Origin of the sequence: Burkholderia diffusa (genome assembly GCF_902499115.1) — a bacterium.
Lineage (GTDB): Bacteria > Pseudomonadota > Gammaproteobacteria > Burkholderiales > Burkholderiaceae > Burkholderia > Burkholderia diffusa.
In genome coordinates this window covers 95,023-120,245 of the sequence record NZ_CABVPN010000006.1, presented here as the reverse complement: position 1 = coordinate 120,245, position 25,223 = coordinate 95,023, and the positions used below count along the sequence as shown (strand labels likewise).

The window sequence follows — 25,223 nt, the reverse complement described above, 5'->3', positions numbered from 1 at the left end:
CTGCTCCACTTTTCCGATGCGGTCTCCGACCGCGCCTTTGTCAAAGAGCGAAAGCCATGCGGCCCGCGCTCGCCCCGTCTTGATGTCGTTGTTCATGCAGTGCCCGGGCCGCGCCATCGTCATCGGCGGGCGCGGTCCCTTCTTCGAGCGACGCGCAGATCTCGTCCGCGCGGCGCGCCAGGACCGACAGCAGCGTGTCGGACAGGCCGTGGCTGTCTTCGCAGCAGCCTTGCAGGTAGATGCGCGGCGCGAAGTGCCCGGGCGTGGCGAGCAGGTAGTCGCGCGTGACGTCGCCGCGCGTGAGCGCATCGCCCAGATGCGGCGCGAGCCCTTCGAGCAGCGTCGAATGCGTGTCGCGCCGGTAGCCGGTCGCGAGCACGAGCGCGTCGAAGCGTTCGACGCGCGTCGCGCCGTTCATCCGGTCGCGCAGCGTCAGCTCGATGCGGCCGTCGGCGGTGCGCACCGCGGCCTCGATCGCGCTGTTCGCGAGCAGCGCATGGCGCGGCGTGCCGTCGATGCGCTGCAGGTACAGCATTTCGTAGATCTGCTCGATCAGCGGCCGATCGACCACCGCGTAGTTGGTGTCGCGATAGCGCTCGAGCAGCGCGCGGCGCGCGTCGTGCGGCTGCGCGTAGACGACGTCGGTGAACTCGGGGCTGAAGATCTCGTTGACGAACGGGCTGTCGTCGGCCGGTTTCAATGCACCTGCCCGCATCACGAGGCTCGCGTCGACGTGCGGGAAACGGCGCGCGAGGTCGATGAACACCTCGGCCGCGCTCTGCCCCGCGCCGATCACCGCGACGCGGCGGCGCTCGCCGTCCGGCGCTGCGACCAGCCGGTCGATGTCGGTCAGGTAGGACGACGAATGGATCACGCGATCACGGCCGAGCGCGGCGAACGCGTCCGGCACAGCCGGCGTGCCGCCGACGCCGACCGACAGCGCGCGCGTCACGCGCTGGCGCTCGCGGCCGGCCGCATCGCGCGACAGCACGCGCAGCGCGTCGATCCGCGCGCCGTCGCCGCGCACGGGCTCGATCGCCGTGACGGTTTCGCTGTAATGGACGTGCTCGTCGAACGCGTCGGCGACCCAGCTCAGATAGTCGTGGAATTCGATGCGGGTCGGATAGAAGTTCTTCAGGTTGACGAATTCGTTCAGCCGGCCGCGTTCGAACAGGTAGTTGATGAACGTATAGCGGCTCTTCGGATCGCGCATCGTGACGAGATCCTTCAGAAACGAGATCTGCATCCGGCAGTCGTCAAGCAGCATGCCGCGGTGCCAGCCGAATTCCGGCTGGCGTTCGACGAAGCAATGCGCGAACGGGCGCGTGCCGTTGCGTTCCGCGAGGCGCACGGCCAGCGCCAGGTTCGACGGCCCGAAGCCGACGCCGATCAGGTCGAATACGGTTTCTCTCTGCATGTCTCTCAGCTCCCTTGTCGGTGAATCCGGCCCGTCAGACGTGACGGCCGGAGAAGAAGGTCTCGCGCAGCGTGCGCATCCACAGCGGCTGCCCGTCGGCAAGCGCCAGGCGGCGCTGCCGCGCGAAGCCGTGCCGCGCGAGGGTGTCGACGACCCGCGCGCGGCCGGCCGGGACCGCGCAGCCGACCGCTTCGGTGCGCGGATCGTCGAGAAACAGGTAATGCACGACCGACGGCAGCCAGCCCGCCACGCAATGCGGGCCGCGCCAGCGCGATTCCCCGACCAGCATCCGCAGTCCGCGGTCGTAATCGCGCGCGCCGACGTGCGGCGCGAGCGGGTCTTCCTTCAGCCAGAACGCCTCGACGTACGCGAAGGGTTCGCCGTCGAAGCAGCCGACGAGCGGGCTCACGTGCGGATCGGCATCGGGCGCCGTGCCGTGTGCGCCGGGCTGCGTGCCCGGCCAGCCGTCGCGCACGCGCGGCGCGTCGAACCAGTTCGCCAGGCGCGTGGCGTCCTCGCCCGGCTGCCAGCCGCGCAGCGTGAAACGCACGCCGAGTGCCGGCAGGTCGCGCGCATACACGTCACCGCGCGGCGCGGGTGGCCGGCGCGGATGCCGCCGGCCGTCGGTCAGCATCGGCAGCGTCGCGCATGGCAGCGGCGTGCCGACGCGCCACAGATCGGCTTGCTGCGCCCAGCCTTCACGCATGCACAGGCCGCCGTCGCCGAGCACGCCGCTCGCGCGCAGCGCATCGAGCGCGACCGCCGGCCACGCGGCCGGGTCGAGCCGGATCGCCGCGCGGCGCGCGTCGTCGGAAAACGCGGCGGCGAGCGCGGCCAGCAGCGCACGGCGCTGGTCGCCCGGTGCCGCGCGATGGTTGTACGCGACGAGGCGCAGCGTGCCGTCGGCCGCGAGCTGCGCGCGCAGCAACTGTGCGCCGATGCCGTCGCCCTGCGCGACGCGGATCTCCGCGTCGTCGCGTACGGCGAACAGGCCGTCCGCGAACGCGAGTCGGCACGTATCCGGCATCGTGAATCCGTCCGGACGCACTTCAGCCAGCATCGCGCACCTCCTGCTCCGTTTCGGCCGACGCATCGATACGCGCGCCGAGCGCCGCGAGCGTCGGCGACGCGAATACGTCGGCCACCGTCAGCGCGAGCCCGGCGCGGCCGGCCGCATCGACGAAGCGCACCACGTCGAATGAAGTCGCGCCCGCTTCGAACAGATCGGCACAGGGTGCGGGCGCGGCCGTCGCGAACGTGTCCGACCACAGCGCGGCGAGCGCGGCTGCCGAGTCCGGCGCGCACGATGTCGTCATGACCTGCATCGCCGCGCCGCCGGCCGGTGCGGCTGCGACCGCCGCCGGCGCGGTGAACAGCGCGTCGGGCGCGCCGAGCGCCGCTTCCGGCGCGCCGGCGAAACGCGCGACCTCGTCGTGATAGAGGTCGACGAGCGCGTCGACGAAATCGCCGTCGAGCAGTTCGTCCGCATACGAGAACGCAGCGCTCACGCGGCCGTCCGGATGCTCGACGACGTCCAGCTCGAGCGTGAACACGACGCGATGACGCACGTCATCGAACTCGGCAAGCGACAAGCCGGCCCAGTCGCGTGCGGCGGCACCAGTCGGGCGCAGGTAGTTGAACATCACCTGGAACAGCGGATTGGCCTGCGCGGCACGCGGCGCGCGCAGCGCGGCGACGACGTCGGCGAACGGCACGTCGGCGTGCGCATACGCGGCGAGCGCTGTATCGCGCACCTGCGCGAGCACGTCCGAGCGGCAGGCTGAGGTGTCGAGCCGTGTGCGCACGACCACGGAATTGATGAAAAGACCGAGCGCATCGCGCGCGGCATCACCCGTCAGCTCGCGCGTCGATGCCAGGACGCCGACCGGCTGATCGGCCGCACCGGTCACGCGGAACAGCGCGGTGTTGAGCGCCGCGTGCAGCAGCATCGGCAGTGTCGCGTGCGCGGCCGACGCGGCGTCGCGCGCGGCACGGATCAACGATGCGTCGAATTCGAACGCGATGCGCGCCGCACGCCATTGCGGGACGGCCGGCGCATTGGCTCGCCGTGGCAGCACGGGCGGCGGCAGGTCGGCCAGCGCGTCGCGCCAGTACGCGACGCGGGCCGGGTGGCACGGCCCGGGCAGCACGAGCTGCGACATGTCTTGAGGCGGCGTCGACACCGGTTCCGCCCCGCCACGCACCAGATCGACATAGCCTGCGCGCACCGCGTCGAGCCACAGCTCGATCGATTCGCCATCCGACACGATGTGATGGATCGTCACCGACAACACGTGATCGTCCGCGCCGAGCCGCAGCACGCGTGCGCGCCACAGCGCATCGGCCGCGAGATCGAACGGCGCGAGTGCGTCGGCATCGGTCAGCGCCGCCGCGCGGGCGAGCGCATCGGGCAGCTCGGACAAGTCGACGAGCGGCAGCGCGACGGGCGGCGCGGTGTCGATCCGCTGGCCCGGCGGCATGCCGTCGCGCGCGACGAGCCGCGTGCGCAGCGCCGGGTGCGCGGCCGCCGCAGCCGAGAACGCGGCGCGCAGTGCATCGACGTCGAGCGGGCCGCGCACGCGCAGCGCGACCGGAATGTTGTATGCGGCGCTGTCCGGCTGCGCGCGCCACAGGAACCACAGGCCGAGCTGCGCGGGCGACAGCGGCCATACGCCGAACGCATCGGGTTTGACCACCGCGATGCCCGGTACGGCGGCACCGGCGTGCGCGGCGCGCGGCGCATCGGCCACGTGGCGTGCGTATTGCGCGAGCACCGGCGCTTCGAACAAGGCGCGCACCGGCACGTCGCGGCCGAGCCGCTCGGCGACGCGCGTCGCGACGCGCACCGCCGCCAGCGAATGGCCGCCGAGTTCGAAGAAGTGATCGCGGCGACCGACGCCTTCGACGTTCAACACGTCGCGCCAGATCGCCGCGAGTGCCGTTTCGTCGCCGTCGTGCGGCGCTTCGTATGCGCGTTCGACGCGTACGGGTGCCGGCAGCCGCGCACGGTCGACCTTGCTGTTCGCGTTGCGCGGCAGCGCGTCGAGCACGATCAGTTGCGCAGGCACCATGTAGTCAGGCAGCGTGCGGCGCAGATGCGCGTCGAGCGTCGCGGCTTCGACCGGTTGCGCGGCCGCCTGCGCGTCGGCGGTCAGCTCGACGTACGCGACGAGCTGCGCCTGCGCGCCCTGCCCGTGCACGACCGCGCACGCTTCGCGCACCGCGTCGTGCGCGGCCAGCTGCGCCTCGATCTCGCCGAGCTCGATGCGCAGCCCGCGCAGTTTCACTTGATGATCGACGCGGCCGATGAAGTCGAACACGCCATCCGCGCGACGCCGCACGAGGTCGCCCGTGCGATACAGGCGCGCGCCCGGCGCGCCGTACGGATCGGGCACGAAGCGCTCGGCCGTCAGCGCGGGACGATCGAGGTAGCCGCGCGCGACGCCGATCCCCTCGCCGCCCAGGTACAGTTCGCCGATCACGCCGACCGGCAGCGGATGGAGCCGCGCGTCGAGCACGTGCGCGGTGCGCGCGCCGACCAGCGTGCCGATCGGCAGATACGCGGCGTCACCCAGCTTCGCGAGATCGTCGCCGGGGCGGAACATCCACAGCGTCGGCGTGATCACGGTTTCGGTCGGGCCGTAGCCGTTGACCACGCGCACGTTCGGCATCGCGCGGCGCAGCATCGCGAACGCTTCGCGCGAGGTGGCTTCGCCGCCGACGGTCAACGAGCGCAACGTCGGCGGCGCGCCGTGCACGAGCGCCCATTCGGCGAGCTGCGCGGCGCAGCCGGGCGGCACGTAGGTCATCGTCACGCCGTCGCGAATCATCATCGCGCAGGTCTGCGCGGGCGGCCACAGCACGTCGGCCGTCACCGACACCGCGGCACCTGACAGGTATTGCGAAAACCAGCCTTCATGCGCGCCGTCGAAGTTGACCGACTGGAACAGCAGGAACACGTCGTTCTCGCCCGCGCCATAGCGCTCGGCGATCGCCACGCAATGCCGCGCGAACGCCGCGTGATCGACGATCACGCCCTTCGGCTTGCCGGTCGAGCCCGACGTGTAGATCGCGTATGCCGCATGACCGGGCAACACGTCCGGCAGGGCAACGTCCGCGGCTTCGTCGAGTGCGTCGACTTCGTCCGCGCGCCAGACGCGCAGTGCAGGCAGCTCGGGCAGCGATGCGGCGCTCGCGCCGTCGGTCAGCACGTGCGCGATGCCCGCGTCGTCGACGATCTGCGCGAGGCGTTCGCGCGGATGGGCCGGATCGAGCGGCACGAACGCGGCGCCCGACTTCAGCACCGCGATCAGCGCGACCAGCAGGTCGACCGAACGCCGCAGCGCGACGCCGACACGCATTTCGGGCCGCACGCCGGCCGCGACGAGGTTGCGCGCGATGCGTGCCGCGCGCGCGTCGACCTCACCGCGCGTCAGCGCGCGATCGATGTCGGCGACACCGCGCGCGTCGGGCCGCACGTGCGCATGCGCGGCGATGCGCGCGTGGACCGGGACGAATGGCTCGGCTTCGGCCGCGCCCGCCGGCGCGTTCCACGCGAACAGTTGCGCACGTTCGTCGGCCGGCAGCCAGTCGAGATCGCCGATCGGCACCTCGGGGCGCGCAAGCGCATCGGCGAGTAGCGTGACGAAGCGCGCGGCCAGCCGCGCGATCGCGTCGCCGTCGAACAGGTCGAGCGCATGGATGAACGCGGCATCGAACGTGCCGTCGGGTGTCGCCTCGACGGAAAGCGTCAGGTCGAATTTGGCGGACGGCGTGCCGGACGGCAGCAAGGTTGCCGATGCCGCGCCCAGCGCCGGCAGCGCGCGGCGCTCGCCGTACGCGGCCATCACCTGGAACAGCGGATGGTGGCTCGCGCTGCGCGGCACGCCGAGCGCGTCGACGATCTGCTCGAACGGCACGTCCTGGTGCATCTGCGCATCGACGAGCGCGCGCTGCGTACGCGCGACCAGCGACGAGAAATCGCCGTGCGCGGGCACGTCGACGTCGATCGCGAGCGTGTTGACGAAGAAGCCGATCAGGCCGGCCGTTTCCGCGCGCTCGCGGTTCGCGGCCGGCACGCCGACGCAGACCCGGGCGTCGCCGGTCGCACGCGCGAGCAGCGCGTCGAGCGCCGCGAGCAACACCGCGAACGGCGTCGCGCCCGACGCGGCTGCGAACGCGCGCAGCCGCGCACCGATGCGCGCGTCGAGCGAAAACACGTGACGCGCGCCGCGCGCGCTGCGGCGAGCGGGCCGCGCGGCCGCGCCGGGCAGCGTCAGCACGCCGCGCTGCGGGTCGAGCCGCTCGCGCCAGAACGCCAGCTGCCGATCGCGCTCGCCGGCATCGAGCCAGCGGCGCTGCCACAGCGCGTAGTCCGCGTACTGGATCGGCAGCGGCGCGAGCGGCACGGGTTCCCCCGACGCATACGCGCGATAGAACGCCGCGAGTTCAAACAGCATCACGTCCGACGACCAGCCGTCCGACACGATGTGATGAACGGTCAGCGCGAGCCAGTGTTGCGTCGCGTCGAAGCGGATCAGGTGTGCGCGCACGAGCGGTGCCGCGCCGAGATCGAACGGCTCGGCTTCATCGGCCATTGCGACGCTTTCGGCGCGCGCGACGCGCTGCGCGTCGGGCAACGCTTCGAGATCGGTCTCGCGCCAGGGGCAGCGCAGCGGCGGATGGATCGTCTGCGCGACGCCGTCCTCCGCTTCGTCGAAGGTCGTGCGCAGCGCTTCATGGCGCGCGATCAGCGCGTCGCACGCGAGCCGCAGCGCATGCGCGTCGAGCGGGCCCGTCAGCGCGAGCCGTTCGGTAATGTGATACGCGTGAGGCGCGTCGATCAACCGCGCGTGCAACCACAGCCGCGTCTGCGCGAACGATGCCGGCACGCGGTCGGCGCGCGGCGTGCGTGGCGGGATCGGCAGCATGCGGAAGTCGATGCCGGCCGCGCCGAGCTTGTCGATGAACACCGCGCGCTGCGCGTCCGGCAGTTGCGTGAAGCGCGTCGCAAGCGCGAGCCAGTCGGGTTGAGCCTTCGTCATTCGTTATCCTTATTGGGCTTCCAGTTCGCCGAGCAGCGCATCGATCGCGCTCGCCGCGTCGGTCTCGCCGCGTGCCGCGCAGGCCGCGTCGATCGCGTCCGCGCAGCGTGCGAGCGTGCGGGTGTCGAACAGCGTGCGCAGCGGCAGCGCGAGGCCCCAGTGCAGGTTCGCCTGCGCATGGGCCTGAGTCGCGAGCAGCGAGTGGCCGCCGAGCAGGAAGAAATCGTCGTCGCGTCCGATCGCGTCCACGTGCAGCACGCGCTGCCAGATCGCCGCGAGCGCGCGCTGCGTGTCGGTCGCGAGCTCGACGGCCGCGATCGCCTCGCGCACCGGCGCGGGCAACGCATGGCGGTCGCACTTGCCGTTCGGCGTGACCGGCAGCGCGTCGAGTTCGATCAACTGCGACGGCACCATGTAAGCCGGCAACTGCGCGCGCAGCGAATCCAGTAACGCGGCACGGTCGAGCGGCCCCGAGTCGCCACATGCGACATAGCCGATCAGTTGCTCGTCGCGCACGATCACGACCGCGTCGCGCACGCCGGGCGCGGCGCGCAGCAGCGCCTCGATCTCGCCCGGCTCGATCCGCTGGCCGCGCAGCTTCACCTGCATGTCGACGCGGCCGAGGTAGTCGAGTGCGCCGTCGGCGCGACGCCGCGCGAGGTCGCCAGTGCGATACATGCGGGCGCCGGGCACGAACGGATCGGGCACGAAACGCTCGGCGGTCAGCCCCGGGCGGCCGAGATAGCCACGCGCGAGGCCCGCGCCCGCCAGATACAGTTCGCCGGTCGCGCCGGCCGGCACGCTCTGCCAGGCCGCGTCGAGCACGTGCAGTTGCAGGTTCGCGATCGGATGGCCGATCGGCACCGCGACGGCGCTGACGTCGTCGGGGCCGCAGGTCCAGTGCGACACGTCGATCGCGGCTTCCGTGGGCCCGTACAGGTTCACGAGCGTCGCGTTCGGCACGAGGCGCGCGACCTTCGCGACGAGTTCGGGCGCGAGCGCCTCACCACTCGCGACGATCAGGCGCACGCTGTCGCATTGCGTGGCGGCCGAAAAATCGTCGAGATACGCGGCGAACGCGGCCAGCATCGACGGCACGAAGTGCAGCACCGTCACGCCGTGCGCATGGATCGCGGCCGCGAGGCGGGCCGGATCGCGGTGGTCGCCGGGCGCGGCGATCGCGAGCTTCGCGCCGGTCGCGAGCGGCCACACGAATTCCCACACCGACACGTCGAAGCCGAACGGCGTCTTGTGCAGCACGACGTCGTCGGGCGTCAGCCGGTACGCGTGCTGCATCCACGCGATCCGGTTCGCGAGCGCGCCGTGCGTGTTGCCGGCGCCCTTCGGCTTGCCGGTCGAGCCGGACGTATAGATCAGGTACGCGAGCCGTGCGTCGTCAATGTCGGTTGCGACGTCGGCGGCGGCATCGGCCACTTCGCACGCCTCGTCCGCAAGCAGATCGGCCACCGTCAGCAGTTGCGTCGGCGCTTCGTCGCCGAGCGCGGCCTCGACCTGCTCGCGCAGATGCGCCTGCGTGATCGCGACCGCGGGCCGCGCGTCGCGCAGCAGGTACGCGATGCGCTCGGCCGGATAGTCGGGATCGACCGGCAAGTACGCGGCGCCGGCCTTCAGCACGCCGACGAGCGCCGTCACCATGTCGAACGAACGCTCGACGCACAGCGCAACCGGCGTGTCGGGCTGCACGCCGCGCCTGCGCAATGCGGCGGCGACGCGTGTCGTGTTCAGGTCGAGCTCGCGATAGGTCGCGCGCTGCACGCCACCGTGGACATCCGCGTATTCGAGCGCGATCGCGTCGGGCGTTGCCCGTGCGGCGGCCGCGAATTGCAGATGCAGTGGCTGCCGTTGCGCATCCGGCCACGTCCGCGCGGTGTCCTGCGCGCGCGCCAGTGCGTCGCGCGTCGCGTCGTCGGCGATCGACAGCGTGCCGAGCAGCGCGTCCGGCGTGCGGATCAGCGCATCGAGCGCACATGCGAACGCGCGGTGCCAGCGCTCGACCTGATGCGCGTCGACGCGTGCGGTGTCGTAGCCGTAGTCGATCGTCAGTTCGGCGCCGCTCTCGATCACGAGCGTCAGCGCGAAATCGGTCGACTCGATGCTGCGCACGCCGCTCAGTGTGAGTGCGCGCGGATCGGCGTCGCGCACCGAGTCGTCGACGGGATAGTTCTCGAACACGACCAGCGTGTCGAACAGTGCGCCCCCGGCGCCGCGCGCCCAGCGCTGGATGTCGGCGAGCGGCGTATGCGCATGCTCGGCGGCAGCCGCGTTTTCGCGTTGCAGCGCGTGCAGCCAGTCGGCTGCGCGTTGTTGCGGCGCGGGTGCCGTGATGACGGGCAGCGTGTTGATGAAGAGGCCGAGCACCGTGTCGACGTCCGCGAGCGCATCGGGACGGCCCGCGACGGTCGCGCCGAACGCGACGGCCGGCTGGTGCGTCACGCGCTGTAGCGCGAGCGCCCAGGCGCCCTGCACCAGCGTGTTGACGGTCAGCTTCAGCGCCCGCGCCGTTTGCGCGACACGCGTCGTCGCCGCCGCGTCGATCGTCGCGCGCCACGTGACCATGTCGGCATCCGCACGGTCGGCCACGCGCTCGGCGATCAGCGTCGGTGCGTCGAGACGCGCGAGCCGCCCGGTCCAGAACCGCTCGTCGGCCTCGCGGTCGCGCGTGCCGAGCCACGCGATGAAGTCGCGATAGCGCAGCGCCGGGCGGCGCTCGAACGGCGACACCGCGTCGGGGTCGCGATAGTCGCGCAGCACGTCGCCGAGCAGGCGCGCCGTGCTCCACCCGTCGAGCAGCACGTGGTGGCGCGTCCACACGACGCGCCACGCGTCGTCCGTCACGCGGATCAGCGTGAGCCGCATCAGCGGCGGCTCGCGCCAGTCGAAGCCGCGTTCGCGGTCGGCAGCGAGCCACGCGTCGAAATCGGTGTCCAGCGTGTCGCCGCGCATGCGCCAGTCGAGCTGTTCGACCGGCATCCGTGCATGGCGATGCACGCATTGCAGCGGTGCGGCCTCGTCGGGCATCACGCTGGTGCGCAGGATATCGTGGCGTGCGATGGATGCGGCGAATGCGGCCACGAGCCGGTCGGCATCGAGCGCCGTCGCGGTCGCGACGAGCTGGTTCACGTAGCTTGCATGGCCCGGCGCGAACAGCGCATGGAACAGGATCCCCTGCTGCATCGGCGACAGCGGATACACGTCGTCGATCGTGCGCCAGTCGAGCGGCGCGCGCTCGATCGCGGCCTGCGTGAGGCCGGCGGCCCGCGCGAGCGGGAAATCGCCCGGCGTCGCACCGCCGCCGCGATGCGCGACACGCGATGCGCATGCGTCGGCGAGTTCGCGCAGCGCGGCGGCAAAGCGATCCGCGAATGCATCGATCGTCGCGCGCTCGAACTGCGGCGTGCCGTATACCCAGTGAACCTTCAGCGTGCGTGCGCCGTCGCGGTCGGTATCGAGGTATGCGTGAATCGCGAGCGTGTTACCGAGCGGCCCTTGCGGGTCACGCTCGATGCCGGTGCCGCCGAAGCGCGGCACGAGCGTCGCGTCGCGCGGCGCGTCGAACTGGCCGAGATAGTTGAACGTGACGCGCGGACGCGGCACCGCGGCCAGCGCCACACGCGTCGCCGCGTCGCCGTAGTGCGCGAGCACGCCGAAGCCGAGCCCCTTGTGCGGCACCGCGCGCAGCGTGTCCTTGACCGCGCACAGCGTGTCGCGCGCGGTGGCTTCGACCGGCAGCGTGACCGGATAGTGGCTCGTCAGCCAGCCGATCGTGCGACTCGCGTCCGCATCATCGAACAGCGCCTCGCGGCCGTGCCCCTCGAATTCGACGCGGCACGACGCGGCGCCGTCGGCACCGGCCAGCGCCAGTGCGAGCGCCGCGCCCAGCAGTTCGATCGTCTGCGTGCGATACGCCGCGTGCGCGTCGGTCAGCGCGGCGCGAGTCAGCGCCGCGTCGATCGTCTGCACGACGAGGGCCGCGTCGGCGTTCGTCGCGGGTGCGTCGGGATGATCGGGCACGAGGTCGTCGCCCTGCGCCATGCCGGCCCAGTAAGCCGTTTCAGCGGCGAACGGCGATGCCGGCTCCGTCGCGGCACGCGCGAGGCGTGCGGCCCAGGCATCCGCACGCAAGCCCGGCGGCGACAGGCGAACCGGCGTGCGTTCGCATGCGGCGCGATACGCGGCGTCCAGATCGTCGAGCAGGATGCGCCACGACACGCCGTCGACGATCGCGTGATGAATCGCCAGATACAGCTGTGTCGCGCCGTCCGGCAATCGCGCCGCACATGCGCACGCGAGCGGCCCGCGGCCGAGATCGAGGCGGCGCTGCAAGGCGTCGAAGCGCGCCAGCGCGTCGGCTTCGTCTTGCGCGGCGACCTCGACGAACGGGAGTGCGTCGTACGGTTTCGCTGCATCGCGCGCGTGCCAGTGGCCATCCGCACCGTGTGCAAAGCGCTGGCGGAAGGCGTCGTGATGCGTGAGCAGCGCGTCGAACGCGCGCGCGAATGCATCAGCGTCGAACGGATCGCGCACGTCGAACGCGACCGACTGGTTCCAGTGGCCCGGATTCGGCACGTCGAGCGCGAAGAAGCGCTGCTGTGCTGGCGTCAGGATCGTCGCCGCGGCAGCCGCGGTAGCCGCGGTAGCCGTTGCGGCCTGAGCCGGCGCGGACGATATCGTTGCCGGCGCTGCAGCGGCGACGTCCCCGGTTTTCGCGATGCGCGCGAGTTCCGCGACCGTCGGGCCGTCGAACAGCTGCTTCGGCGTGAAGCGCACGCCGCGCTTGCGGGCGCGTGCGATCACCTGCAGCACCAGAATCGAATCGCCGCCGAGCTCGAAGAAGTTGTCGTCGCGGCCGACGTGCGGCACCTTCAGCACCGCCTGCCAGACTTCGGCGAGCGCCGTTTCGACCGGGCCCTGCGGCGCGGCGCCGGCGGCGACCGCCACCGGCGCGGCGGCCAGTTCGCGCAGCGCCGCGCGATCGATCTTGCCGTTCGCGGTCACCGGCAGGCGCGCGAGCGCGACGAACTGCGCGGGCACCATGTAGTCGGGCAGCGTCGCGCCGAGTGCCGCGCGCATGGCGGCCTCGTCGAATGCCGCGCCGTCGCGCATCACGACGAACGTCGCGAGCCGCAGGCGGCCGTCGTGCTCGATCGCGAGCGTCTCGGCTTGCGCGACCGGGCCGGCCGCGCGCACGGCCGCACTCACCTCGCCCGGTTCGACGCGATAGCCGCGAATCTTCACCTGGTCGTCGATGCGGCCGAGGAATGCGAGACGGCCGTCCGCGCGCAGGCGCACGCGGTCGCCGGTGCGATACAGGCGCGCACCGGGCGTGAACGGATCGGGCACGAAGCGCTCGGCGGTCTGCGCCGGCCGGTTCAGGTAGCCGCGCGCCACGCCCGGCCCGCCCAGATACAGCTCGCCCGTTGCACCGGCCGGCACGCACGCGCCGAACGCGTCAAGCACCAGCGCGCGCGCATTCGGCAGCGGCCGGCCGAGCGGCACGGCGCTCGCGGGGTCGCGCGCATCGGCGCCGATCGACGCGGTGTCGCACGCGATCGCGCCGACGGTCGCTTCGGTCGGCCCGTAATGGTTGATCACGCGGCAGGCCGGTGCGAGCGCGGCCAGGCGCGCGACGAGTGCCCACGTCAGCGTTTCGCCGCCGGTCACGAGTGCGTGGCGCGGCAGCACGTCGGCCGGCACGCGCGCATCCAGCAGCGCCTGCAGATGGCTCGGCACGATCTTCAGCACGCCGACGTCGCGGCGGCGCATCTCGTCCGCGAACAGGTCCGGATCGAACGCGCACGCGGCCGGCAGCAGGTGCAGCGTGCGGCCTGCGCACAGCGCGCCGAACAGCGTCGTGTGGCCGAGGTCGGCGGCGACGGTCGACACCATCGCGAACGACGCGTCCGGTGCGAACGCGAGCTCGTCGAGCATCCCCTGCACGTAATCGGCCAGTGCGCCGTGCGACACGACGACGCCCTTCGGCGTGCCGGTCGAACCCGACGTATAGATCAGATAGGCGCCCTGCTCGGGATGCGGCGCGACGCGTACGTCGGCCGCATGCGCGAGCGTCGCGTCCTGCGCGAGTGTGTCGACGTCGAGCGGCTGTGCTGCGCTGCCGGCCGGCCACGCGGCCACATCCCGGCCCCGCGCGACGAGGGCCCAGCGCGCGCCGCAATCGGCGGCTGCGGCCGCGATCCGTGCGGCCGGCTGGGCCGGGTCGAGCAGCACGGCCAGCGCGCCGGCCTTCAGTGCGCCGAGCAGGCCGACGACGAAGCGGGCCGAGCGCTCGATGCAGACGATGACGGGTGCTTCGGCCGCCGCGCCGCGCAACTTCAGCGCATGCGCGATGCGGTTCGACGCGTCGTCGAGTTCGGCGAACGTCAGCGACGCCGACGCATCGACGAGCGCGACGCGATGCGGATAAGCGGCAGCCTGCCGCGCGAAGGCGGCGACGATGTCGGCGTGCTCGACGTTCAGCGCACGGCCGTCGCGCGGCAGGCGCGACGCCGGAGAGGCATCGCACGGCAGCGCGGCCGTCGTGCGGTGCGGTTCATGTGCGGCGCACGCGACGAGCGCTGCATAGCTGTCGAGCCACGCGCGCGCGGTGTCGGCATCGATGCAGTCGGTTGCATAGGCGGCGACCAGTTCGATTCCGTGCGCGTCGTCGGTGAAATCCAGTGCGAAGTCGAAGCGCGCGGCGAGATCGGGCCCCGGCGTCGCAACCGCGGTCGCGCCCGGCAGCACGCTGTCGTGCCGTGCATCGAACTGCTGCGCGAACTTCACGCGCAGCCATTCGTCGCCGCGCTTGACGGGCGGCTTCACCGCATCGACGACGCGCTCGAACGGCACGTCCTGGTGCGCGACCGCATCGAGCGCCGCCGTGCGTGCCGCGTCGACCAGCGCGCGGAACGGCAGCGTCGGCGCCACCCGCACACGCAGCGCGACCGTATTCAGGAACAGCCCGAGCAGCGCGCGCGTTTCCGGGCGCTGGCGATGCGCGACCGGCACCGCGACGACCACGTCGGTCTCGCCTGTCAGGCGCGACAGCCATGCGTCGAGTGCGGCCAGCAGCACCGTGAAGACCGTTGCCTGCGCGTCGCGCGCGAGACGCCGGATGTCCGCAGCGACCGCGTCGGGCAGGCGGACCGACACACGCGCGCCCTGCAGCGTGCGCGTCGCGCCCGGCTGGCGATCGACCGGCAGCGCAAGCGGGCCCGGCACGTCGCGCAATGCACCGCGCCAGTAGTCGAGCTGACGCTCGCCTTCGCCGCCGGCAAGCATGTCGCGCTGCCAGTCCGCATAGTCGGCGTACTGGATCGGCAGTGCCGGCAACGACGGTTCGCGGCCTTCCGCAAACGCGCGGTACGCAGCCGACAGCTCGTCGAATGCGCAGCGCGAGCTCCAGCCGTCGGTGATCGCATGGTGCGCGGTCAGGAGCAGCCGGTGGCGATCGTCGGCGAGCGCGACGAGCGTCGCGCGCAGCAGCGGCCCGTCCGACAGATCGAACGGCATGCCTGCGTCGCGCTCGGCGATGCGCGCGGCTTGCGCGTCGCGTGCGGCCAGCGGTTGACCGCGCAGGTCGAGCGTCTCGATCGTAACGGGCAGATGCGCATGGATGCGCTGCATCACGATGCCGTCGTCGTTGTCGACGAGCGTCGTGCGCCACGCGTCGTGCCGCTCGATCACGTGATCGAGCGCGCGCTGCAGTGCGGCGTGGTCGAGCGCGCCGTCGATCGTCCAGTGCGCGGCGATGTGATACGCGGCGCTCGCGTCGCGCGTGTGCGCGAGCACCCAGAAGCGCTGCTGTGCGAGCGATGCGGCGCGATCGACATACGGGGCGCCCGACGCAGCGGCATCGGCCGGCGCGCGGCGTGTGGCAATCGCGGCCAGCGGCTCGCCCGTTTCACGTTCCGCGCGATCGACGTGCGCAGCCAGCTCAGCCAGCGCCGGATCGGCGAACAGCGTGTCGAGCCGCAGGTTCACGCGCAACGCGGCGCGGATCGCGGCCTGCAGTTGCATCGCGGCGAGCGAATCGGCGCCCAGCACGAAGAAGCGGTCGTCGCGCGTCGGCGTCGCGTCGAGGCCGAGCAGCGTTTGCCAGAGGCCCGCGATCTGCTGCTCCGTCGGGGTGCGCGGCTCGTCGCCTGCGGATTGTTCGGTGTCGCGGACGCCGGCGATGCGCTCGCGTAGCGCGGCACGGTCGATCTTGCCGTTCAGCGTGTACGGCAGCGCGTCGCAGCGCACGAAACGGTGCGGCTGCCACGCGGCGGGCAACAACGCGCCCACGTGCGCCTTCAGCGTCGCATCGTCGGCGGCCGCGCGCAGCGCGACGCACGCGATCAGCCGCGTCGGCCCGTTGCCGGTTTCGGCGATCACGGCCGCGTCGGCCACCGCCGGATGCGTGCGCAGGCACGCGGCGATTTCCGCGGGCTCCACACGCACGCCGCGCACCTGGACCTGGTCATCGAGGCGGCCGAGATAATCGAACGCGCCGTCGGCGCGCTGGCGTGCGAGGTCGCCGGTTCGGTACACGCGGGCACCGGGTTCGCCGTGCGTATCGGGAATGAAGCGTTCAGCCGTCAGCGCCGGGCGGCCGTGATAGCCGCGCGCGAGGCATACACCGCCGAGCAGCAGTTCGCCGCCATCGTCGCCATCGATGCGCGCGACGCGCGGGCCGATCGCGCGACCGATCGGCAGCGATGCATACGCATCGTCATCGGCCAGCACGGGCATTTCGCCCGGCTCGACCGGCCACAGCATCGGGGAGATCACGGCCTCGGTCGGCCCGTAGCCGTTGATCAGGCGAACCGACGGGAACGTGCGGCGCACGAATTCGAATGCCTGTTGCGGCAGCGCTTCGCCGCCGAACGCGAGCACGCGCAACGCCGGCGGCACGCCTTCGCGCGCGGCGACGGCCGCGAATTCGCGCAGATACGCGGGCGGAAACGCGGCGACGCTGACGGATTCACTGACCATCAGCGCATGGGCGGCGTCCGGGGTGAACGGCTGCGGCGGCGCAATCGTCACGCTCGCGCCGACCGCGAGCGGCGCGAGCCAGCATTCGTGCGCGGCATCGAAATTGACCGACGCGAAATGCAGCAGGCGGTCGCCGCCCTCGATCGGCAGCGCGGCCGCGAGCGCGTCGCAATGCGCGGCGAGCGGCCCGTGCTCGACGACCACCGCCTTCGGCGTGCCGGTCGAGCCCGACGTGTAGATCATGTAGGCCGCCGAGCGCGGATGCACCGACACGTCCTCGTCGTCGACGAAGGCGGCGGCACCTGCCTCCGCGGGCATCGCGTCGAACGCGTGTTCGAACGGCGCGCCGAGCGCCGCGCGGCCGGCCGCATCGACGATCCCGTGGCGCAGTTGCGCATCGCGGACGATCCAGTCCAGCCGCGCGGCCGGATGACGCGGATCGAGCGGCACGAATACGCCGCCCGCTTTCAGCACGGCAAGCAGCGCGACGAACAGCTCGCACGAGCGTTCGACGCAGACGCCCACCCGCACTTCCGCGCCGACCCCGGCCGCGCGCAGCTGGCGGGCAAGGTGCGACGCACGCGCGTCGAGCGCGCCGCGCGACAGGCGCAGGTCGTTCTGGAAAGGCGCGGCGAGCGCGGGCGCGTCGGGCGCGCGGCGCGCCAGTTCGCGAATTCGGTGATGCAACGCAGTCGGGAAACTCGTCATGTGCGTGAAGTCCTTCGGTCCGGCCGCTTCGGCCAAGTCTCGGGGCCGCATGGGGCGGCTTCACTGGTGTGACGAACGGCGCGGCCGATTTTTTACCGTTTTGCGCGCAAAGCCGGAATGGATGCATTTTTTGAAGGCACGGCTAAATATTTGCGCGGCCCGTTCGTCTATCAGGGAGGAAAGCCGCGACTGGCCCGTCCCGCGCGCTGCTTTCGCATCAATCCCGCCGTTTCCGCAGGATTTGCCTGCCCTTCATTTACCGATGTTGCCGATGACCGCCGCCCACGAGCCTTCTTCCCCGCCGTCCCTCGACGCCTCCCCCGGCCGCCCCGCGGCCCGCCTGATCCTCGCGCTGCTGCGCGAAAGCCGCGCGTCGCTCGCGCTGGCGCTCGTCGCATGCGTGCTCAATGGCGTCGCGAGCGTGCTGCTCGTCGCGACGCTGAACCGCGCGCTCGCGACGCCCGGCGCGGCCGACGTGTCGCTCGCGTGGCGCTTCGCGCTGTGCGCGGTGATCGCGCTCGTCACGCGCATCGTGTCGGGCACGCTGTTCGCCCGGCTGTCGCAGGACACGATGGCGCGCCTGCGCGTGCACCTCGCGCGGCGCGTCGGCGCGGCCGAGCTGCGCGACATCGAGCGGATCGGCGCGGCGCCCGTGCAGTCGGTGCTGACCGACGACGCGACCAACGTGTCGATGCTGTTCTTCGCGCTGCCGAACCTGGTGATGCACGGCTCGATCGTGTTCGGTTGCCTCGGCTATCTCGCGTGGCTGTCGTGGCCCGTGTGCCTGCTCGCGCTGACCGCGATCGTCGCGGGCTCGCTCGGCTATCACACCGGCGATCGCCGTGCGATCGCGTCGCTCGAGGCGGCCGGCCAGGCGCAGGATCGCCTGTTCGGCTATCTCGGCTCGCTGTTCTCCGGCGCGAAGGAACTGAAGCTGCACGACGCGCGCGCGCGCCAGTTCGTCGACGGACAGCTCGGCGCGGCGATCGGTGAAGTGCGCGACCACCGCCGCCGCGCGTTCAGCGCGTATGCGGTCGGCGTCGGCTGGATCATCTTCCTGTTCTACGTGTTCCTCGGCGCGGCCGCGTTCTGGCCGCAGCTGGGCGTGCATGCCGATGCAGGTACGGCGGCCGGCTACGTCGTCGTGTTCCTGTTCATGCTGGTGCCGCTCGACGGACTGCTGAACAACCTGCCGACCGTCAACGCGGCGCGCGTGTCGCTCGGGCGCATCGAAGGCGTGATGGCCGAATTCGGTGCGCTGCGCACGGTGCCGCCCGCCAGCGACGCCCCCGACGTACCACCGGCCGGCGCCGTCACGCTGCGGGGCGTCACGCACGCGTATTTCCACGAGCGTGACGAACGGATGTTCCGGATCGGGCCGATCGACCTGACGATCCGGCCGGGTGAGCTCGTGTTCATCGTCGGCGGCAACGGCAGCGGCAAGACGACGCTCGCGAAGGTGCTGACGGGGCTCTACGAGCCGGAGGAAGGCGCGATCGAGGTCGACGGCCGGACGATCGGCTGGCGCGAGCGTGCTGCGTACCGGCAGCGCTTCAGCGCGGTGTTCAACGATTTCCATCTGTTCGATGCGCTGCTCGGCATCGTCGATCCCGACGATCCCGCGCGTGCGCAGGCCGATGCGCGCGCGAACGCGCTGGTCGCGAAGCTCGCGCTCGATCACAAGGTGAAGGTCGTCGACGGCGCGTTCTCGAACCGCGCGCTGTCGACCGGGCAGCGCAAGCGGCTCGCGCTCGTCGTCGCGTATCTGGAGGACCGGCCGTTCTACCTGTTCGACGAATGGGCGGCCGACCAGGATCCGTCGTTCAAGGCGGTGTTCTACGAGCAACTGCTGCCCGAGCTGCGCGCGCGCGGCAAGGCCGTGATCGTGATCACGCACGACGACCGCTATTTCGATCTCGCCGATCGGCTGCTGAAGCTCGACAACGGGCAGATCGTCAGCGACACGACGCCCGCGCGGTCACGCGCACGGGACGGTGCCGATGCACTGAGCGCGTAGGCACGCGTGAACACCGGCCGCCTGCGCGCGGCAATTGCGGCGCGCAGGCAGTCGGTGTCCGGCTCGCCGGAGCGGAAAGGACTGGAAAGGTCGAAAGGAAATATCGTTCGGCATACTGACGTACAGGTGACGCCATCGGGGCGCCGCGACACGCGAACAACTACGCGGCGCTCGGCCACGCGCTTCCCCTGCCCGCAACGACGATTCGCTCGCTCAGCGCACGGCCGGCAGCTTCAGCATCGTATCGGTCATCACGTCGGCCAGCTTCAGCGCCGACATCGGCCCGCCGAACCCCCAGATGTTCCGTTCGACGAGCGCGATCCTGCGTTCGCGCAGCGCGGGCACGAAACGCCACACGGGCGAGTCGAGTTTCGACGAGAGCGGCACATCCATCCCCGTCGCGGTGACGAACAGCACGGCGAGATCGCGTTGCCGGAGCAGATCGGCGGATGTCACGTAAAGCGTGCCTTCGCGCGTCGGCTTCTTCGGCCACGGGTCGAGCCCGAGCGCACGCGCGAGGCCCGCCGACGTGCTGTTGCCCGTATACGCCCAGTAGCGGTCGGGCAGCCCGAGATCCTGCAGCAGTGCGATGCGATCGCCGCCGCGGCCCGCGGCCTTGAGCCGCGATGCATTGCGCGCGATCCCTGCGTCGAGTTGTGCTTCGACCGCCTTCGCGCGCGCGTCGCGTCCGGTCACGGTACCAATCGTCCGGAAGATCCGACGCATCCAGTCGAGCTGCGTGACGGGCACGCCGCCTTCCGACACGTTCGGGCTGAACTGGAACAGGATCGTCGGCGCGATCCGGTCGAGCGCGGCGAAGATCGGCGCATGCCGGAAGCCGACGCCGAGGATGAGGTCGGGCTTCACCGCGGCGATCGCCTCGAGCCCCGGCTCCTGACGCGAGCCGATGTCGGTCACACGGGCGAGCCGCTCGCTCTCGTAGCTGAGCCAGCCCGGATAGAACGCGGTATCGGCCATGCCGACCGGCACGATGTCGAGCGCGATCACGCTTTCCGCGAACATGAAGTCGAGCGCGACCACACGTTGCGGCTGCACCGGCATCGTCGCGCTCGCCTGCGATACGACGGGGTTGCCGGCGAGCGAGCGGCCCGATTGCGAAGGCGTGCTGCCCTGCCCGCCGCGCGCGTCGTTCGCGACCGCGGCGGCCGGCGCCGCATGCGCGCCGCAGCAAGCAGCGCCGAACGCGGCCAGTGCGGCAAGCGCATGGCGGCGGCCGGCATGCGGTGCCGGAGTCACCGGATCGCATCCTGCTCGGCCAGCGCCGCGTCGTCCATCGTCAACAGCAGGGGGCAGCTTCCACACAGTTGCGTTTCTCCAGGAATTTCATAGCGCAGGCAGCACACGCGGCGCGCGCGAAACGGCGTCGGCAGCAGCGGCGAGCGCGGCACGGCGTCGCGTACCGGCAGGCGCAGCGGATTCGGCTCACCTTCGACGCAGGACGCGCCGAACAGCCAGTCGGCATCGCGAGCGGGATCGGCCGCGCACGGCAGCGAACGGTACGTGTCGAGCAGATAGTCGAGCAGGTTGCCGGCGTTGCTCCACAGCACGCGCGGCGTGACGCGGCCCATCGCCGCGAGCAGGCCGATCACCGCGCCGAGATGCGCGACGAGCCCCGCATAGCGCGGCGCGGGCGCGATACACGGCGCGCCGAGCGCGTCCGGCGCGAAATACAGCGCGGCCGGCATCCCGTCGTCGAGCGCGACGAACGTGCGGTCCAGCGTCATGTCGAGCGGCCGGCCGAGCGTCAGCGCGGCGACGACGCCGGCCGGCGCCGCGCGGCCGAAGTAGTACTTGCTCCATTGCGACACGAGCGCGCGCGCATGCAACGCCGGATCGCCGCCGTAGTGGCGGACCATCGCATCGAGCAGCGCATCGCGATGATCGGGCAGCGCGCCGACCGGCACGACGATCCGGCCCGGCGCGTGCGCGTCGTCGGGCATCCCGAGCCACACCGCGTCGAGATGCGCGGTGAACGGTTCAGGGGCGAACGCGGAGAAGCGCGTGGCGCGTGCACCGTCGAGTGCTGGTGTCATCGCCCCGCGCGCCGCGCGCGGCGCCCCTCGAGGATCAGCAGCCCGAGCAGATACGGCGCGCCGATCAGCGCGGTCAGCACGCCGGCGGGCACTTCGCGCGGCGCGACGACCGTGCGGGCGGCCAGGTCGGCACACCCGAGGATCAGCGCGCCGCATGCGGCCGCGAGCCACAGCCGCGTGCGGTGCCGGCGCGCGCCGAGCATCGTCGCGACGTGCGGCGCCATCAGTCCGATGAAGCCGACCGGCCCGACCGCCGCGACGGCCGCGCACGCGGCGAGCGTCGCGATCGTCAGCGCGAGCGGCCGCAGCGCGGCGACCGGCAGGCCGAGCGCGGCCGCCTGGTCGTCGCCGAGCGCGAGCATGTCGAGCGGCCGCGCGAGCCAGGCGAACACGGGGACCGCGAGCACGCACCACGGCAGCAGCATCGACACCTCGCCCCAGCCGCGGCCGTAGGTGCCGCCGACGAGCCACACGACGAAGCGCGCGGGCTGCACGCTTTCCTGCGTGATCAGCCATTGCGCGAGCGTGGTCCACAACGCACCGATCACGATGCCGGTCAGCGCGACCGCGAGCGGTGCATAACGGTGCCGGTGATTCAGCGCGAGCGTGATCGCGAGCGACAGCGCACCGCCGCTCAACGCGGCCACGGCGAGCGTCACGTGCCCCATCAGCGGCCACGTCGACAACGCGAACAGCGTGACGAGCCCCGCGCCCTGCGTGACGCCGAGCACTTCGGGGCCGGCGAGCGGGTTGCGCACGACGCTCTGCATCGCGACGCCGCTCACGGCGAGCAGCGCACCCGCGAGGAGCGCGCACAGCAGCCGCGGCATGCGCAGGTCGATAAGCATTCGCGCGACGGCATCGTGACCCGACAGCGCGGCGGACCAGCGTGCCGGCGACAGCCATTCGGGGCCGGCCGACACGCCGGCGAATACGACGAGCACGCCGGCCGCGACGAACAGCGCGGTGCGCAGCGGCCAGCCGAGCTCCTCGAGCCAGGCGACCACCCGCCTCGACCCGCTGCCGCCCGCGCGTTCGGCTTGAGCATGCAGCACGCCCGACCAAGCAGCGCCGCGCCGGATCATCGCGAGCATCAGCGGCGTGCCGACGAGCGCGATCGCGACGCCGGTCGACAGCGTCGCGTCGAGACCCGACGCGAGCACCGCACTGTCGGTGACGAGCACGAGCGCGCCACCCGCGAGCGCCGACAGCGGCACCAGCACGCCGAGCCGGCCCGCGCGTGCGCCGCGCACCTGGCGCACCAGGTTCGGCGCGACGAGCCCCACGTACGACAGCGGGCCCGCGATGCTGACGGCCACGCTCGTGAACGCGACCGCGACGATCGTCGCCGCGAGCCGCGCCCCGTCGACGCGCACGCCGGCCGCGGCCGCCGCCTCGTCGCCGAGCGCGAGCGGGTTCAGCGGCCGGATCACGAACGGCAGCGCGAGCAACGGCACGACGAGCCAGCGCGCGGCAAGCGCGAGCCCGGTCGCGCCGGGTTGATAAAGACTGCCGTTGGTCCACAGCGCCGCGCCCGCGATGTTCTGCTCGAAGAATGCGAGCACGAGCGTCGACAGTGCCGCGAACAGCAGCATGCACACACTGCCCGCGAGCACGAGCCGCAGCGGCGTCGCGCGCCAGCCGCCGGCCGCGACGATCGCGCACGCGGCGGCGATCAGCCCGCAGACGAACAGCAGCGGCACCGACGCGACACCGGCGAGCGCCGGCACCAGCATCGCCGCGAGCAGGCCGAGCTGGGCGCCGCCCGTCACGCCGAGCAGGTCGGGCGATGCGAGCGGGTTGCGCGTGAGCGACTGGAACAGCGCGCCCGCGATGCCGAGGCAGCCGCCCGCGACGAGCGCGGCCGCGACACGCGGCAGGTTGAGGTCGAACAGGAACACGCCCGCGAGCGCGGCAGCGTCGCTGCCCGGCATCGCGTTCCACCACACACGGAGGTCTGGGGCGATGCGCAGCACCGCCAGCACCGCGATCAGCACGACGAGGCCGAGCGCGAGCACGCCGGCACGGCGGCCGGATGCCGCGCCCTGCCCGCTCGCCGCGAGCCGCTTGCGCATCGCGAACGTCGTCATACGGCGATATCCCGATGCACTGCGCGATCGAACCCGTCCGCCGTGCCGGATGCCGGCGGCCCGTATGCCGGCACGCACATCGGCGCGCCCGTCTGCGGATGCGCGAGCTTCAGCATGTCGACGCCGAACGCCGCGCGCAGCCGCGCCGGTTCCAGCATCGCGTCGGGCGAGCCCTGCGCGACAAGGCGGCCGGCACGCATCAGCACGATGTCGTCGCTGAACGCGGCTGCCTGGTTCAGGTCATGCAGGACCCACACGATCGTCAGCCCGCGCGCGCGGTTCAGTGCGCGCAGCGCGTCGAGGATGTCGAGCTGATGATGGATGTCGAGATAGGTCGTCGGCTCGTCGAGCAGCACGATCGACGCCTGCTGCGCAAGCGCCATCGCGATCCACGCGCGCTGCCGCTCGCCGCCCGACAGCGCGCCGACGTCACGCCCGGCGTCGCTGGCCAGGCCGCTCGTCTCGAGCGCCTCGTCGATCGCCGCATGGTCGGCGCGCGACAGCCCACGCAGGAAACCGCCATACGCGTAGCGGCCGTACGCGACCAGCTCGCGCACGGTCAGCCCCGACGGAATCTGGTTGAACTGCGCGAGCATCGTGAGCTCGCGCGCGAGCGCGCGACGGCGAAACGACGCGAGCGGCTTGCCGTTCACGTCGATGCGGCCCGCACGCGCGGGCTGCAGGCCCGCGAGCGTGCGCAGCAGCGTGCTCTTGCCGCAGCCGTTCGGGCCGCACAGCGCGGTCACGCGGCCGGCCGCGATCGACAGGTCCAGCCCGTCGATCACGACATGGTCGCGATAACCCACCGTCAATCCGCGCGCGGCCAGCGCGGCGGTACTACGCGTCATCGGTCCTCCGTTCGGCCGCGCGCGGGACCGTATAACTTTGCGCCATCGCGACGACCACCTTGCGCGGCCCTTCGAACGGGTCGCGTGCGTGCGCGGTCAGCATGTTGTCGAGCATCAGCACGTCGCCCGTGCGCCACGGGAACACGATGCGCTGGCGATCGAGCACGCCGCGGATTTCCGCGAGCGCGTCGGCCTCGAGCGGCTCGCCGTCGCCGTAATACACGTTGCGCGGCACGTTCTCGAGCCCGACCGCGTCGACGAGCGCTTCCTGCATGTCGTCGTCGAGCGCCGACAGGTGAAACAGGTTCGCCTGGTTGAACCACACGCGCTCGCCCGTGCGCGGATGGCGTGCGACAGCCTGGCAGCGTTCGCGCGTGCGCAGCAGCAGTTCGCCGTCGTCGTCCGTGCGCCATGTGCATTCGATGCCGCGCGCCGCGCACATCCGCTCGACCTCGGCCGGCTCGTCGGTGCCGAACGACTGCTGCCACGGCAGGTCGAGCCCCTGGCCGAAGTTGCGCACGTACAGCAGCTCGCGCTGCTCGAAGCGCGCGACCAGCGCCGGATCGAGCGCGCGATAGACGGCGCGGCTGTCCGCGATCGGCGTCGCACCACCTTTTGGCGCCGCGAGCGCGCAATGGAACCAGATCCGCAGCGGCCACTCGCGCGTGTATGACTGCTCGTTGTGCAGCGGAATCGCGCGATGCGGCGGGTATTCGGTCGACGTGTAGACGGCGCCTTCGACCTGGCTGCGCGGCGTCGACGCGTATTCATAGCCGATCAGCGGATCGCCGAACGACGCCGCGAACTGCTGGAACGCGTCGATCGACGGCACGTGAAAGCCCGTGAACAGCACACCGCCCGCCCGTTCGAGCGTGTCGGCCGCGATCGCATGCGCGAGCGGCGCGATCTCGTCGATCGACATGCCGTCGGCGCCGCGCGGCGACACGACGGTGGGCAGCCCCGGCTCGATACGCAGGTCGTCGAGCGTCGGCAACGAAAGCAGGGTCATGCAACGTCCTCTTCAGGTGGCGCGCCGCACACGCGGCGCAGC

General features: G+C 71.9%; 10 protein-coding genes. 1 reads left to right on the top strand and 9 read right to left on the bottom strand.

The window, feature by feature from the left end; genetic code table 11:
* Positions 1-40: 40 nt before the first annotated feature.
* From BTE28158_RS08005 to BTE28158_RS07990, 4 genes are read right to left on the bottom strand one after another with little or no spacing between them, the layout of a single operon-like run.
* Positions 41-1,417 carry a lysine N(6)-hydroxylase/L-ornithine N(5)-oxygenase family protein gene (locus tag BTE28158_RS08005; protein ID WP_174919791.1) on the bottom strand — a complete coding sequence of 459 codons (1,377 nt, stop codon included), beginning with the start codon at positions 1,415-1,417 and terminating at the stop codon, positions 41-43.
* Positions 1,418-1,451: 34 nt separating this feature from the next.
* A complete protein-coding gene (locus BTE28158_RS08000) occupies positions 1,452-2,477 on the bottom strand; it encodes a GNAT family N-acetyltransferase (RefSeq protein ID WP_174919789.1) in 1,026 nt (341 codons plus the stop codon).
* Positions 2,467-7,461: a non-ribosomal peptide synthetase gene (locus BTE28158_RS07995; RefSeq protein ID WP_174919787.1), complete on the bottom strand. Its 4,995-nt coding sequence runs from the start codon at positions 7,459-7,461 to the stop codon at positions 2,467-2,469. Before BTE28158_RS07995 ends, BTE28158_RS08000 begins: the two co-directional genes overlap by 11 nt.
* A 9-nt stretch (positions 7,462-7,470) precedes the next feature.
* Positions 7,471-17,163: a non-ribosomal peptide synthetase gene (locus tag BTE28158_RS07990; RefSeq protein ID WP_174919785.1), complete on the bottom strand. Its 9,693-nt coding sequence runs from the start codon at positions 17,161-17,163 to the stop codon at positions 7,471-7,473.
* Between the two features lie 271 nt (positions 17,164-17,434).
* On the opposite strand from BTE28158_RS07990, the gene BTE28158_RS07985 reads away from it, so the two are divergent.
* Positions 17,435-19,180 (top strand): cyclic peptide export ABC transporter, encoded by a 1,746-nt coding sequence (locus tag BTE28158_RS07985; protein ID WP_151052539.1) that lies wholly within the window; start codon positions 17,435-17,437, stop codon positions 19,178-19,180.
* 213 nt (positions 19,181-19,393) lie between these two features.
* Here the strand turns inward: BTE28158_RS07985 and BTE28158_RS07980 are convergent, their stop codons facing one another.
* Genes BTE28158_RS07980 through BTE28158_RS07960 form a run of 5 tightly spaced genes read right to left on the bottom strand, consistent with a single transcriptional unit; the run spans position 19,394 to position 25,181 of the window.
* On the bottom strand, positions 19,394-20,437 hold the full coding sequence (locus BTE28158_RS07980; RefSeq protein WP_174919783.1) for an ABC transporter substrate-binding protein: 1,044 nt from the start codon (positions 20,435-20,437) through the stop codon (positions 19,394-19,396).
* The gene (gene fhuF, locus BTE28158_RS07975; RefSeq protein ID WP_151052779.1) at positions 20,434-21,234 is read right to left on the bottom strand and encodes a siderophore-iron reductase FhuF; all 801 of its coding nucleotides are present in this window, start codon (positions 21,232-21,234) and stop codon (positions 20,434-20,436) included. The genes BTE28158_RS07980 and fhuF overlap by 4 nt, the downstream gene beginning before the upstream one ends.
* A complete protein-coding gene (gene fhuB / locus BTE28158_RS07970) occupies positions 21,231-23,324 on the bottom strand; it encodes a Fe(3+)-hydroxamate ABC transporter permease FhuB (RefSeq protein WP_174919781.1) in 2,094 nt (697 codons plus the stop codon). The genes fhuF and fhuB overlap by 4 nt, the downstream gene beginning before the upstream one ends.
* Positions 23,321-24,172 (bottom strand): ABC transporter ATP-binding protein, encoded by an 852-nt coding sequence (locus tag BTE28158_RS07965; RefSeq protein WP_124902466.1) that lies wholly within the window; start codon positions 24,170-24,172, stop codon positions 23,321-23,323. Before BTE28158_RS07965 ends, fhuB begins: the two co-directional genes overlap by 4 nt.
* Complete coding sequence (locus BTE28158_RS07960) at positions 24,162-25,181, bottom strand: TauD/TfdA family dioxygenase (protein ID WP_151051717.1); 1,020 nt, start codon at positions 25,179-25,181, stop codon at positions 24,162-24,164. The genes BTE28158_RS07965 and BTE28158_RS07960 overlap by 11 nt, the downstream gene beginning before the upstream one ends.
* Positions 25,182-25,223 lie beyond the last annotated feature (42 nt).